The 13,344-nt window shown below is 65.5% G+C and carries 13 protein-coding genes; all 13 read right to left on the bottom strand.

Annotated elements, in window-relative coordinates:
- Positions 1-2 precede the first annotated feature (2 nt).
- Positions 3-971 (bottom strand): AraC-like ligand-binding domain-containing protein, encoded by a 969-nt coding sequence (locus tag OSH05_RS18210; protein WP_104220324.1) that lies wholly within the window; start codon positions 969-971, stop codon positions 3-5.
- A 12-nt stretch (positions 972-983) separates the two neighbouring features.
- Positions 984-1,961, bottom strand: a complete 978-nt coding sequence (locus OSH05_RS18205) for a substrate-binding domain-containing protein (RefSeq protein WP_104220325.1) — start codon at positions 1,959-1,961, stop codon at positions 984-986.
- Positions 1,962-1,964: 3 nt separating this feature from the next.
- Positions 1,965-2,990, bottom strand: coding sequence for a hypothetical protein (locus OSH05_RS18200; protein ID WP_104220326.1), 1,026 nt, complete (start codon positions 2,988-2,990; stop codon positions 1,965-1,967).
- A 20-nt stretch (positions 2,991-3,010) separates the two neighbouring features.
- Complete coding sequence (locus OSH05_RS18195; RefSeq protein ID WP_104220327.1) at positions 3,011-4,462, bottom strand: NAD(P)-binding domain-containing protein; 1,452 nt, start codon at positions 4,460-4,462, stop codon at positions 3,011-3,013.
- 223 nt (positions 4,463-4,685) lie between these two features.
- Positions 4,686-5,699 carry a CobW family GTP-binding protein gene (locus tag OSH05_RS18190; RefSeq protein ID WP_104220328.1) on the bottom strand — a complete coding sequence of 338 codons (1,014 nt, stop codon included), beginning with the start codon at positions 5,697-5,699 and terminating at the stop codon, positions 4,686-4,688.
- Positions 5,696-5,905 (bottom strand): hypothetical protein, encoded by a 210-nt coding sequence (locus tag OSH05_RS18185; RefSeq protein WP_104220329.1) that lies wholly within the window; start codon positions 5,903-5,905, stop codon positions 5,696-5,698. Before OSH05_RS18185 ends, OSH05_RS18190 begins: the two co-directional genes overlap by 4 nt.
- A gap of 96 nt (positions 5,906-6,001) precedes the next feature.
- Positions 6,002-6,898 carry a polysaccharide deacetylase family protein gene (locus OSH05_RS18180; protein WP_104220330.1) on the bottom strand — a complete coding sequence of 299 codons (897 nt, stop codon included), beginning with the start codon at positions 6,896-6,898 and terminating at the stop codon, positions 6,002-6,004.
- A gap of 42 nt (positions 6,899-6,940) precedes the next feature.
- On the bottom strand, positions 6,941-7,663 hold the full coding sequence (locus OSH05_RS18175) for a maleate cis-trans isomerase family protein (RefSeq protein ID WP_133163136.1): 723 nt from the start codon (positions 7,661-7,663) through the stop codon (positions 6,941-6,943).
- Positions 7,660-8,166 (bottom strand): flavin reductase family protein, encoded by a 507-nt coding sequence (locus OSH05_RS18170; RefSeq protein ID WP_104220332.1) that lies wholly within the window; start codon positions 8,164-8,166, stop codon positions 7,660-7,662. The genes OSH05_RS18175 and OSH05_RS18170 overlap by 4 nt, the downstream gene beginning before the upstream one ends.
- On the bottom strand, positions 8,163-9,674 hold the full coding sequence (locus tag OSH05_RS18165; RefSeq protein ID WP_104220333.1) for an amidohydrolase family protein: 1,512 nt from the start codon (positions 9,672-9,674) through the stop codon (positions 8,163-8,165). The genes OSH05_RS18170 and OSH05_RS18165 overlap by 4 nt, the downstream gene beginning before the upstream one ends.
- Positions 9,671-10,594 (bottom strand): polysaccharide deacetylase family protein, encoded by a 924-nt coding sequence (locus tag OSH05_RS18160; protein WP_266352726.1) that lies wholly within the window; start codon positions 10,592-10,594, stop codon positions 9,671-9,673. The genes OSH05_RS18165 and OSH05_RS18160 overlap by 4 nt, the downstream gene beginning before the upstream one ends.
- Positions 10,591-11,787, bottom strand: coding sequence for an amidase (locus tag OSH05_RS18155; RefSeq protein ID WP_133163137.1), 1,197 nt, complete (start codon positions 11,785-11,787; stop codon positions 10,591-10,593). Before OSH05_RS18155 ends, OSH05_RS18160 begins: the two co-directional genes overlap by 4 nt.
- An 11-nt stretch (positions 11,788-11,798) precedes the next feature.
- Entirely contained in the window at positions 11,799-13,280 is a 1,482-nt protein-coding gene (locus tag OSH05_RS18150) for a 4-hydroxyphenylacetate 3-hydroxylase family protein (protein WP_104220335.1), read from the bottom strand.
- Between the last annotated feature and the right edge of the window lie 64 nt (positions 13,281-13,344).

The raw sequence follows: 13,344 nt of genomic DNA, 5'->3' as shown, positions 1-13,344 counted from the left end.
GTTCAGTGGAGCCGTTCGCTGCGATACTGGCCCGGCGCGATGCCGAACTGTTTGCGGAAGGCGCGGCTGAAATGGGAAAAATCCTTGAATCCGCAGTCGAATGCGATCGTCGCGATCGGCAGGCCGCGCTTCAGCGGATCGGCCAGCGTGCGGCGGATGCGGTCGAGCCGCTGGGCCTGGATGAAGCGGGCCAACGGCTGGTCCTCGGCCTCGAACAGCTCATAGAGCCGGCGGAGCGAGATGCCCAGTTCGGCCGCGACGGAGCGGGGCGAGAGCGCCGCGTCGTCGAGCCTTGCGAGAACATGCGCTTTGATACGCTCGACTTGAGCGAGGCTGTTTGCCGACATTGTTTCGGGGTCGGCACCGATCAGCGCAGTGGCGAGGAGTTCGAGGAGATGCGTCTCCAACCGCCCCGCGAGCGCCGGCTGGATCTCGCCTGGACGGTCGCAGAGGCCGGCTGCCAAATCGACGATGAAGCGGCCGGGAATGCGCGTCGCGTCGATCGGCTGCGCGATCAGCCGGTCGACCGAGGGTACGCGCTCGCGCAAGGCCGCACGCGGAACCTTGAGCGCGATCTGCCGGTAAGGGCCGGAGAGGCGCATCCGGTAAGGCCGGCGGCTGTCATAGAGCACCATGGAATGCGGCCTTGTGACGAGATCGCGCCCGTCCTGCTCGAAGGCGAAGGCGCATTCGCCCTCGATCTGAATGGTGAGTTCGTACCAGCGATCATCGCTCGCCCGGATTTCCGCCTCGGTGCGCGAAACTTCGAGGCTGGTCGAGACGATGTCCGCCAGCGTCACCTCGCCGAGCTGAAGTGACCCCACCCGGCCATAGAAGCCTTCGAAGCTGTTGCGGGAGAGGCGCGTCGGCGGAAACAGGCTGTTGGTCGCCTGAAGCCAATAGTCGAGCCGCTCGCGCGCCGGCACCGCGTCGGTGGAAAGCTCCCGCCAGCCGAAGCCTATCGCCGTCATCGATGCCGCTCCTCAGGTTGAAAGGATGTCCGAGCCTTCGAACAGATCCTCAGGCGCGAAGTCGGTCGTGATCAGTTCGTCCTCGCGCAGATAGCGGATGACCGTCTCCAGCATGGTCCGGTTCTTCGCGAGGCCGACCGGCCAATAGTCGGTCCCTAGCTCCCGCTCCGCCTCGAGCAGCGATTCGAGCGCCCAGGGCAGCATGGTCGAGAGCGCCACCTGGTCGAACAGTTTCGCCCGGGCGATTTTCTGCGCCTCGGAGAACGCGTCGAACAGCGCTTTCGCCAGGGCTGGGTTTTCTTTCGCCAGTGGTTGCTTGATGGCGAGAATATGCATGGGCGGGAAGATGCCCGTCTCGCGATAATATTCTAGCTCGACGGTCTTGGGATCTTCGAACAGGCGACCCACTGTTTCCGAAGGCCAGGTGCTCGGCGCCCTTGCCGTGTAGAGCGCGTCGATCTCGCCGGTAGCCAGCAGTTCGGCGAGGCTCTTGTCGGTGCGATGCTCGATCGTGAACTTCGGCGGATAGACCTGCGGATGCTCGTCGCCGGAGCGCGGGGCTTCGAGCCCGCCGGTTACATAAATCGGCGCGTTCCGCGGAAGTCCATGGAATTCCTCGAAGATTCCGCGCTGCCAGACGGCGGCGGCCATGTCGAAGACCATGAGGCCGATCCGCTTTCCGGCCATGTCGGCCGGCTTTTCGATGCCGCTCTTCTTGTTCACGAAGACGCTGGAAAAGCGGAAATGGCGCGAGGGGAACAGCGGTACCGCCAGATAGGGTCGTTCGGGCCGCTCCAGCGTCCGGAGATAGGTCGCGAGCGGGAATTCGCAGACGTCGAAATAATGCTCCTTGAGCTGCCGGTTGAAGAGAGCCTGCACCCCCATCAGCGTGACCTCGGGCACCACGCCGTCGATCATCACTTCGCCATTGGCGATAGGGCGGGTCCGGTCGCTGTCGCTGACGCCGATCTTGAGCTTAAGTCCTGACATTCTTCACTTTTTCCTAGGCGTCGAGATCTGCGCGATGAGCACGTCGAGGAGTTCCGGCAATGCCAGCGGTGTCGCATTCGCCCCGCCTCGGGCATAGATTCCGGTCGCCTGCACGGTGTCGATGCCGAGCCGGTTCGCGAGCCGGCCGATCGCGTCCTTGCAATCGTCGAGGGTCGGCAGCGCCCGGATCGCCTCGGCCTTCGGCAAAAAGTCATTGGCGCCGAGGAGTGGGATGCGCTCGGCGCCGACCAGCCGGCTCGACGCGACATTGTTTGCCGCGCGCTCGCCCTTGCCGATGACGAAGCTGCGATGTGTCAGTCCCGGCGCCACCCAGGCGATGACGTCGTCATAATGGGGCCGGATCCGCGCCACCACATCGGCGACCGCCTTGGCCATCTCATTGTGCATCAAAACATAATGCCGCTTTTCCTCCTCGCCCCAGCGCCAGCGCGTCGCCGAGATCGCCGTTGCCGTCGAGTTGTCGCGCCAGGGCGAGACGGCATTGCCGCGCTTCTCGAACAGGCCCGGATCGTCATAGGCGGTCGCCGGCGAGGGCAGGCCGTTATAGGCGACGATGTGCTCATAGGGCACTACCGACATCGGCTCGGAGATCACCATGCGGTGGATCAGCGTCCCGGCATCGTTCATCAGGGGAGCAAGATTGAGCACGTCCTGAGAAAACTCAGGTTCCAGCCGCGCCATCAATTCCTGCGGCAGATCAAGCCGCGCGATCGGTTTGAAGCCGGAATCGGCAAGCCGCTGGTTGATCGCTTTGTGTTCCGACGAAAAGGGATAGGGCTTGGTCTTCGTGCAGGGCATGAAGAGCAGAACCCGCCGCTTCGCCTTCGGCAGGTCGGGGACGTACTCGTTTCGGACGAAGTCGAGCCAGGCCGCGATGCGCGGATGGGTGAGTGAATCGACGTTGTCCTGCGGGCTGTAGAGGCAGAGCGAGGGATCCAGCACGAAGGGGCTCTCGATCTTCTGTGCCGATTCCTCGATGCGCTGGGCGCGATTGGTGACAGTGACCATGATTCTCGTTCGGCTGGGTTTCAGGCGACCTTCTCGGCCCGCTTCGCGCGGTTTGCCTCGAAGGCGGAAAGGTCGAGTTCGACTACGTCGTAGCTCTTGAGGGCCGGGACGTAGCCGGGCGCATCGTCGAGGAAGAGCTGGCGCGTGATGCCGAAGGCGATGCGGTCGGCTGTGAATTTGAGCTGCGAAATGCCCGCTGCGCCGCCGAGGCTCGGCATGGCGGCGAAGGTGTTGCAGTAGATGTTCTTCAGGAACGGCGCCGCGCCGGGGACCTTCTCGGTGAACTGGAAGGCACCCGTCAGATAGGGATAGCGCGCCAGAACCGGGCTCTCTTCGCCGGACGGCGGCGTGTAGCGGTCCTGCCAGAGCGCGATCTTGTCGGCGAAGCGGGAAAGTTCCGGCCGGTCGGCCATCTCGACCGAGAAGCCCGTGCCGACGATCAGGAAGTCATAGTGAGCGGTCAGGTGCGGCGTCACGAGGCGGATGCGGCCGCCGTCCATGGCAAGGCCGTCGATCGGGCTGCCGAGATGCAGATCGAACGTACCGAACCGTGCGCAGCGGTCGAAGGTCTCCTGCGGCGGCGGCTGGTTCATGGCGAGAAAATTCGACATGAAGCTCCATTTGTCGGCGTCGGGCAGGTCGCCGAAATGGCGCATGAAGCCGGCAAATTCGATCCAGCGGTTCGGATTGACGGAGGGCAGGCGCTCGCGGCGGGCGAACACGTCCACGATCGCGCCGGCCTCCAGCGCCGTCGCGGCATTGTCGAAGGCCGAGGCACCGGCACCGATCACGGCGACGCGCTTGCCGCGCAGAGCCTCGAAATCGATGGCGTCGGCGGTATGAGCGTAGCGGTCCTTCGGCAGCGATTCCGAGACGATACGAGGGATCAGCCAGCGCCCGGAGCCCTCGATGCCCGTCGAGAGCACCACATTGCGGGCAAGGATGCGCTCCGACTTGCCTCCGATCGTGGCGTGAACGGCGAGGATGCCATCCTCAAGCGGCTCGATGTCGGTGACCTCGGCGTCGTTCGTGGTCTCGATGCCGATGGTCTGCTGCAGCCAGACGACATAGTCATGCCAATCTCGCCGATCGATCTTGTGCAGCTTCGCCCAGGCCTCTGCGCCGTACTTGGCCTCGAACCAGGCGCGAATGGAAAGCGCCGCCGTGCCGAGTTCCGGGCCCGAGACATGCTTGGGCGTGCGCAGCGTATGCATGCGGGCAAAGGTTCGCCACGGGCCGGAAAGGCCGGCGGGGCTCCTGTCGAGGATGCGGATATTGGTGACGCGTTCCCGCAGCAGGCGGAAGGCGACAGCAAGGCCGTTCTGTCCGCCGCCGACGATGGCTACGTCGAGCACGTTCTCCCCGCCATGACTGCGCGGCTTAACCCATTCCCGCGCCGGGTAGTTCACGCAGTCGAGCTCGAACCGCGCCCGTTCGGCGAGTTCGTCGAGGGCTCGGGAATGCGTCGTCATCGCGTCAGCTCCACAAGGTTCGTTCTGGCGAAGACGACGGGGGTTGTCCGTGGGGGAGCCACGGCGCCGCAGCGCAGCCCGGTCTTCGAGGGGGAGTCCGATCCGGATTTCCGGTCGATCGGCCACGTCGCGGAGAAGCAAATGCCATACCAATCCCGCATCGCAGCATCGCATGGCCGTGGGCGGCATCATGACGAAAGGCTGAGCAGCTTCTGCCCATTCTTCAGGCTGTCGTCATGGCCGCGGGCGGCGCTGTGCGGGTGGAGGCCAGGAAGGCGGCGAGAGAGCGCTGCAACCGCGCGGGGTCGAGATCGCGAAGGATCACGACCAGTTCCAGGTCGTCGGGTGCGCTGCCGGGCGGCAAATGCTCCGGCCGATGCACGATATGGCGAACCGATTGCACGAGGACCGGGCCACGCCCGATTTCGCCGGCCAGTGTCAGCGTCCCCTTGAGGCGCAGCAGCTTGCCGCCGTGCCGATGGGCGAGCAGCGACAGCCAAGTTGCGAAGGCCGACCAGTCGACAGGGCCGGGAAGGCGCAGAACGCCGGAGCGGATGGTGGCATGCCGCTCTTGGGACGGTGAAGCCGAAAAGGTCCGCGCGCCGCGAGCGCCCGGCACGACCGGAAAGGCATCCGGATCGAACGGGTCAAGCGAGCCGTCGTCGAGAAGGATACGGGCGAGCGGATTGATCGCAGTGATGCGCGGCAGGAGCGATGCGGCGGTGCCCTCACTTGCCAAGTCGGCCTTGGTCAGCAGCACGAGGTCCGCGCAGACGATTTGCGACAGAGCCTCTTCGGTGTCGGCAATCGCCTCGGCGCCTTGCGAGAGATCGACGAGCGTCACGACGCGGCCGGGCCGGAAGCGCGGTTTCAGCATGCGGTCGAGGGCCAGCGTCGCGACCAGACCGGCCGGATCCGCGATGCCCGAGGTTTCCACCAGGACGCGGCTGAAGGCGGGGATCGTTCCCGCAGCCCGGCTCGTCGCCAGATTCAGCAGCGCGTCGCGGACGCTGCCGTCGACGGCGCAGCAGATGCAGCCATTGCCAACGACGGCGGCATTGCCGCCGGAAAGGGCAATCAGCCGCTGGTCTAGCGGCAGCGACGCGAACTCGTTGACGAGGATCGCCGTGTCCCGCAGGCGGCCGCTCTCAAGGAGGCGCCGGATCAGGCTCGTCTTCCCCGATCCGAGAAAGCCGGTGAGCACATCGACGGGGATGAGGTCGGCGCCCTCGCTCATGGGCCGTCCATCCGACGCAGAAAGGCCTCGTCCAGAGGGTCGGGCGCGCTACGGCCGAGGCGATCAACCGCTGCCCACAGCGCGCCGAGATCGGCGACCAGTTCCGTCCGGCCCGTCGGGCCGGTCACGCGAAACCCCTGGCCCCAGGCGGCAATGCCGACGCCGGTACCAGTGGCCGCCCGCGCGGCGATGCGGGCGAGAGCCACTCTCCCGGCCGCGGGCCGAGAGGGAAGGGAGGGGCCGGTGCTCCAGTGGATGGTCGTGAACGAACCGCAGAGGCCGCACATGGCGCAGACCGCCGTCTACGGCTTCGGGCCGGGCGTTCCCTTCGGATGGCGCTGCAGGAAGTCCTTGGCGATTTCCTCGAAGGTCACGAACTTGACGCCCGGATGACGCGCAATATGGCCGAACAGCCGCTCATGCATCGCCAGCACCTGGGGCCTGCCCGAGACGTCCGGGTGGATGGTGATGGTGAAGACGGCATAGTCATATTCGCGGTAGATCCAGTCGAACTGGTCGCGCCAGAGCTCCTCGATATCGCGCGGGTTGACGAAGCCGTGGCTGTTCGGCGCCGCCTTCATGAACATCATCGGCGGCAGATCGTCGATATACCAGGAGGCGGGGATCTCGACGAGCGGCGTCTCCGTGCCGCGGTTCATCGGCGTCATCCAGCTTTCCGCCGGCTTGCCATAATCGATCTTCGACCAGCTTTCGCCCGTGCGGGCGTAGTAGGGGAAAAAGTCGTTATGCATCAGCGAGTGGTCGTAGATGATCCCGCGTTCGATCAGCATTTCGATGGTGGTGTTCGAGAATTCCCACCACGGTGCGACATAGCCGGATGGCTTGCGGCCCTGGAGCTTCTCGATCAGCGCGATCGACTTGTCGAGCACGGCGGCTTCCTGGTCGCGCGTCATCATCAGCGGGTTCTCATGGCTATAGCCATGCATGCCGATTTCATGGCCCGCCGCTGCCACGGCCTTCATCTCGTCCGGGAAAGTCTCGATCGAGTGGCCGGGAATGAACCAAGTCGTCTTGATGCCGAAGCGGTCAAACAGCTTCAAAAGCCGCGGCGTGCCGACCTCGCCGGCGAACACGCCTCGAGAGATGTCGCAAGGGCTGTCCTCGCCGCCATAGGAGCCAAGCCAGCCGGCGACCGCGTCCACATCGATGCCATAGGCGACGAAGATTTCCTTAGCCATGCTTACCTCTTGTGCTTTGCGGCTTTTGCCGGGATGCGCGCGTCAGGCCGATGCAAGGACCTTGCCCCAGCCGGAGATCGGCTCCCACGCGCCGGCGATCTTCAGGGACTCGCGAAAGGTGATGGCGATCGAATCGACGATCGGGATGCCGAGTTCGGCCTCCATCTCCTCGACCAGCTCGGTCGCGTTGAAGTTCGTGCACACCACCGCGATGCAATCTGGCTTGGAGGCCGCCGCCTCGCGCAGGACATAGCGTATGTCGTCTGGCGACGCGGCACCGATGCCGATGTTCTCGCGGATGCCGAGATAGCCCGCCGATGTGACCGTGAAGCCCTGCCGGGCATATTCGGTGCCGATGTCGGCGGTGATGTCGGCGGTGTAGGGAACCGCAAGGCCGATCCGCTTCCAGCCGAATTCCTCGAAGGTCTCGTAGAAGGCGATCGTCGAGGTAGACACCGGCAGGCCGGTCTGGTTGCTGATCGCGTCGCAGAGCATGTGATCGCTTTCGAGCCCGCGCCAGCTTGCCGATGTGCCGTTCCAGACCAGCGCCTGGATTGGCGCATCGGCGAGCAATCGTGCCCCGGCCAGCATCGGCTCCAGCTGGAATTGCGCTTCAGATGTCGCCTCCAGCGCGAGGTGGGTGACGCGGATGCGCGAAAAATGATGCGTCACCCTGCCATCCAGCTGCCGGTTCATCGCATAGGTCAGCGGCTCCAGCCAGGTGTTGGACGAGGGCGTGATGTGGCCGATGCGGACCATGGTCATGGCGTTCCGATGGGTTCGAGTTCGGGAAATCCTGCCGTCAGCCGGCCCTCAAAGAAGACGAGCGGTGAGCCCGGCTGTGCCGAAAGCGCGACGACCTCGCCGATCATGATGCGGTGGTCGCCGCCATCATAGACATGGCGCGTCTCGCATTCGAGATGGGCGAGGGCGCCCGGCAGGAGTGGCAGGCCGCGCGGTGAGATGATCATCGGCTCGCCGCCTTCGAAGGCCTCGAGCGTGTTCTTGGCGAAGTGCTTCGCCTCGCTCAATTGCTCCGCCGCAAGGATATTGATGGCAAAGCGGCCTGCGGTCTCGAAGATGCCGCGCGAGCGCGCCTTGTCCTTGAGGCACCAGAGGACCAGCGGCGGCTCCAGCGAGACGGAAGCGAAGGAATTGATCGTCATGCCGGCGAATGTGTCGCCGACATGCGTCGTCACCACGGCGACCCCGGTGGCGAACAGCGAACAGGCGCGGCGAAATTCCGCCGGATCGAAGGCGTCGCTCATGCGAAGGCCCTCCCTTCGACGGGTAGATGGCGCGCGACCGGCAAAGGTTCATCCCTCTGGCTGTCCGCGAAGGCGACGACATGCGGCTCCAACCGGCCGGCTAGAGCGCGCGCATCGGCCAGACTGGCGGAGAGCCGGGCGACGGAATCGGCGACGCGCTCACGCAGCGTTGTGGGATCGATGGTCTGGAGCTTTCGGCCGGCGACGACATGCCGTCCATCCGCGAAGACATCGGTGATCGAGGCGGAGTCGGCGGCGGTGACAATTTGATTGAGGGGATCGGTCAAAGGCATGAAATCGATGTGTGAGAGATCGAAAAGGACGAGATCGGCGGCAGCGCCAGTCTCGATGCGGCCGGAATGGCCAAGGCCGGGCAGGGCGCCGCCGCCGGAAGTTGCGAGGCGCAGCGTCTCCGCGGCATCAAGCCATGTTTCGCGCGGCGCATCGAAGACGCGCGAGGCATAGGAGGCGAGGCGGGTGGCCTGCAGCATGGAGAGCGCATCGGAGGAATTGGCGCCGTCGGTGGCGAGACCGACGCGTAGGCCGCGCTCCAGCATCGGTCGGACATGGGCAATGCCGGCGCCGAGGCGGAAATTGCTGGCCGGTATCTGCGCCACCGAACAGTGATGCGCGGCGAGGATGTCGAGGTCGCGCCCGTCGAGCCAGACGGCATGAGCGGCGATGAAGCTAGGCCGCAACACGCCGAGATCGGCAAGGCGGCGGACGGGTGAAACGCCCCAGAGCTTTCGCGCTGAAGTCGCCTGAAGCCTCGATTCGGCGATGTGCATGTGGATCGGCAGATCATGGCGCTCGGCCAGATCCACGCATTGCATCAGGAAGCGCTCCGAGCAGTGATGCGGAATCGTCGGCGCGATGGCGAGGGAGATGCCCGGCGGCAGGCGGTCGCGCGCGGCGAAGATCGCCTCCATGGCTGCGATTGTCTCGTCGCCATTGGCCAGCTGGAATCGGCCGACGGTCTCGTGCAGATCTTCGGGGAGCGAATCCATCAGGCCCGGAACCGCCTGGAACAGATTGAGATCGGCGACCATCGGCGCCAGAACGGCCTTCATGCCGGCATCGGCATAGCCGTTGGCCACCGCCAGGAACCCTTCCAGCGTCGGGCGCGGGAACTCGTAGACGAGATCGAAGCAACTCGTGCAGCCCTTCGACAACATGTCGAGCGCGCCGAGGAGCGTCGAGAGATAGATCGTCTCGGGATCGCGTGCTCCGGCAAGCCACGGCCCGTTGGTGAGCGAGGCCTCGAGCGTCCAGCGCTCGGCGACGCCCTTGACCAGATTGGCGTGGCCATGCGTATGCGCATTGACGAAAGCCGGTAGGATCAGCCGGTCGGAGGCGTCGAAGCGCTGGGCGTCAGGGCGACCGATCGCGCCCGGCGCGGCGATTGCGGCGATCCTGCCATTCTCGATCAGGAGGTCCCTCCGGCTGGCCTCGCCCGCGAGCGGGTCAGCCACCATTCCGCCGGCAAGGAGAAGGGGAGCCGCGCTCATCGGGTCGTCTCGGACAGGTGCGTCGCGATCCAGTGGCGCGCAACCTCGGACCGGCCGGCGAACCAGACGCCCTCATGGCTTTGGGCAAGATCGAGGAAGCGCTGCACAGCCTCGAAACGCGACGGCTGGCCGGAGATGCGCGAATGCAGGCTGACGGTCATCATACGGGGCGTGTGTGCGCTCTCGGCATGGAGGACGCGGAAGGCCGCCGCGAGGTGATCGTAGAAATCGTTGGCGGTGCCCAGCTTCGCCGTCGCGAGGCGGTTGTCGTTATGGGTGAAGGAATGCGGCACGACGAGATGCGGCTTGCCGGCGACTTCAACGAAGTAGGGAAGATCATCGGCGTAGGAGTCGGAATCATAGAGAAATCCGCCATGCTCGACGAGCAGCGCCCTCGTCGCCTCGCTGGAGGAATAGCGGCTCTGCCAGCCGAGCGGCGGCCTGCCGATCGCCGCCTCGATACCGCGATAGGCGGCGGCGATGGTGCCGCGCTCCTCGGCCTCGCTCATCCGGTAGTGGCGCAGGAACCGATCGCCATGGCAGCAAAGGTCGAGCCCGCTGTCACGGATCGCGGCCGCGATTTCGCCGTTGCGGACAAGCGCCTGCGCGCAGGCATTGATGGTGAGGGAAACACCGCGCGCCGCGAAGAGATCGTGGAGCCGCCAGAAGCCGACGCGCGAGCCATACTCGAATAAGGTCTCGGCGACGAAATCGCGCTTTCCGGCAGCGACCTCGCCCGGAATGGCATCCGTCAGCGCCGCCTCCGTGGCGCCGTCGCCATCGGGGATCGACGGCTCGGCGCCTTCCTCGACATTGAGCACGACGACAAGCGCCAGCCGCGCCCCGCCGGGCCATTTCGCGTCGGGCGGATTGCGGCCGTAGCCGACGAAATCGCGATCGCCGTCGCGGACCATCTTCATGATGAGGGCCGTGTTGTCAGGTCGCCCATCGCTTCGGCGAAGGCGAGAAGCTGCTTTTCCGAGCGCGGACCGCCGATCAGCGAAAGTCCGATCGGGCAGCCTTCAAAGCTCGCCGCCGGAATGGCGATCTGCGGCAGGCGCGTCAGGCTCGCGACGGAAGTGAGCGCCAGCGTCTTCTCGCGGAAGGCGATCTGCGCCGAGACGGGCGCGCTGCGCAGCGGCGGTAGGTCGTGCGCCGTCGGGATGACGATCATGCCGTCATCGCCGAGGAGGTCGACGAGCCGATCGGTCAGCGCCTCGCGGCGCGGCACGGCGGCAGCGACGGTCTCCGGCTTCACGGTCGAGGCAAGCTGGATGCGCTCGTGGACGGCCTGCGACAGGTTCCGGCCCGGCGCAGTTCCCCAGGCGCCGAGCGTCGACCAGAGGTCGTGCAATTGCAGCGGGCGGAAGGTGTCCAGCCAATGCTCGACGCCTTCCTCATAGAGCGTGATTTCGCGGGCTGTCCCTAGTGATTGGGCGACGGACAGCAGCGCCTCGCCAATGCCGCCCACCGGAATGTCGAACGCGTCACGGGCGATCATCAGCCGTGGTGGCCTCGCCGTGCCGATCGGCCCGAAATAAGCCTCCGACACGCGGCGAAGGGTCCGGGCGTCGTTCGCCAGCCAGCCGACCGTGTCGAAGCTCGGCGCCATCGCCATGACGCCGGCCGCCGAGACGCGGCCATAGGTCGTGCGGAGGCCATAGAGGCCGCAGAAGCTGGCGGGCACGCGGATCGAGCCGCCCGTGTCGGTGCCGAGGGCAAAATCCGCCAGCCCCGCCGCGACCGCCGAGGCCGAGCCGCTCGACGAGCCGCCGGGTACGCGGTCGGGCGCCTTCGGATTGATCGGCGTGCCGAAATGCGGGTTCATGCCGAACATGCCGCAGGCGACTTCGTCCGTGTTGGTCTTGCCGATCATGGTCGCGCCAGCGACCAGCGGCACCAGCACGGCAGGCGCCGTCGCGACGGCGGGCGCGCCGTCGCGGAGCTGATCCGGATTGCCCCAGGCCGAGCGATAGCCCGCAATGTCGAACAGGTCCTTGACCGCGAAGGTGAGGTCGGAAAGCGGGCCGCTTTCCTTAAGGCGCAGCGGCGCGCGGCCGTGATCGACGAAGGCCAGGCGGGCGATCTCGTCGGCGCTCGGCGGGTTCGGCATGTCCACCGCCCTCACTCCGCCGCGGGACGGAGGCTCGTCGCCTCGGGTAGGCCATAGCCTGCCATGAAGCCGTCGACGAAGCCTTTGACGCCGTCCCAATCGAAAAAGCGGAAAGAATTGCCGCGCGTCACGAAGGTCGGGCCGGAATAGAACATTTCATATTGCAGATGGCGCGAGCCGAACTCGGAGCCGATCGCGTCCCAGGCGAGCTTCATGAGTTTGACGCGGCCTTCGGAATTCGTCGCTACCGAGCGCTGCGTCTTCTCGATGATCGCCCGCGTCTCCGGCGTCTCGAAATCGGCATAGGAGGAGGGGACCATGATCATGCCGCCGCCCGACAGGGTGCGGATCGCCTCGGCCACTTCCGGGTAGGTGGTCTGCGCGATCACCTGTGCCGTGCAGAGCATCGTCCGGTTGGGCACGTAATAGCCGTTGAAATGCTCGCCGGCCGCCTCCATGGCGACGATCAGCGCCTCGATATTGTTGACCTTGGCCGCAAGCAGGCCGAGCGTTTCGCGAACCTGCGGATAATTGATGATGTTGTTGATCTCGGCGATCTTGCGGGCGAGGCCGAGCAGGAACTGCAGCTTCACCATCAGGCGGATCATGCACTGGTAGTTCTGGAAGACGTGAGCGCGCGTGTCGTGCCACTGCGCCTGCGCCATCTTCAGATCCTTGAAGACAAACACATGATCCCACGGGATCTTCACGTCGTCGAAATAGACGACGGCGTCGTTCTCGTCGAAGCGCGTCGACAGCGGATAGTCGAATTCCGACGTCGCCGCCTGTTCATAGGAGCGGCGCGACATCAGCGTCAGGCCCTTGGTGCCGACCGGGAGCATGGCGGTGAAGGCATAGGCCTCGTCGCCCGCCTGCAGCGCGTTGAAGCCGGAGACCAGCATCTCGTTGGCCATGATGCCGCTCGTCGCCAGCATCTTGGCGCCGCGAATGGTGATGCCCGCGGAATCCTCATCGACGATCGACGCGACCAGATGCGGGTCAGGCTGGCCACTGGCGGTCTTCGCCTTGTCCGATTGCGGGTTGATGATGACGTAGGAGAGGTAGTGGTCATTGTCGCGGGCATAGTCGAAATAGGATTCGACCGCTGCCGCGCGGGCCGGGTCATTATCGCGGAAGGCGGGCAGGCCCATGCGGAAGCCGGCGAGCGTCGAAGCGACGTGGTCGGGCGAACGGCCCACCATGCCGCAGGTCAGCCGTGCCCAGCGCGCCAGCGCTTCGCGACGCTCGACCAGTTCGCGAGGGTTGCGCGGCAACTGCCAGGCGCGGCTGACGCGGTCGCCGGTCTTCGGCGACACGAACGTCATCGCCTCGAGATTTTCCGGGGCCGACTGGTAGTCGTAGAACCCGCCTGACGTGGCAACGGACTTGGCGAAGGCCGGGTCGGTCGTGACGTCTACGACCTTGCGACCATCGATATAGATGGTGCGGCCGTCCTTCAAACTGTCGATGTGGCGCTTGCCGTCTTTCACCATGGCGGATCCTGCTTTCCAAGCTGGATGCCGACGCCAGGCTTCTTGCCCTTTGCAATCGGGGACG

It is taken from the genome of Kaistia algarum (genome assembly GCF_026343945.1).
Lineage (GTDB): Bacteria > Pseudomonadota > Alphaproteobacteria > Rhizobiales > Kaistiaceae > Kaistia > Kaistia algarum.
Note: the sequence above shows the minus strand (reverse complement) of the source record. Positions and strands in the feature narration are given on the sequence as shown.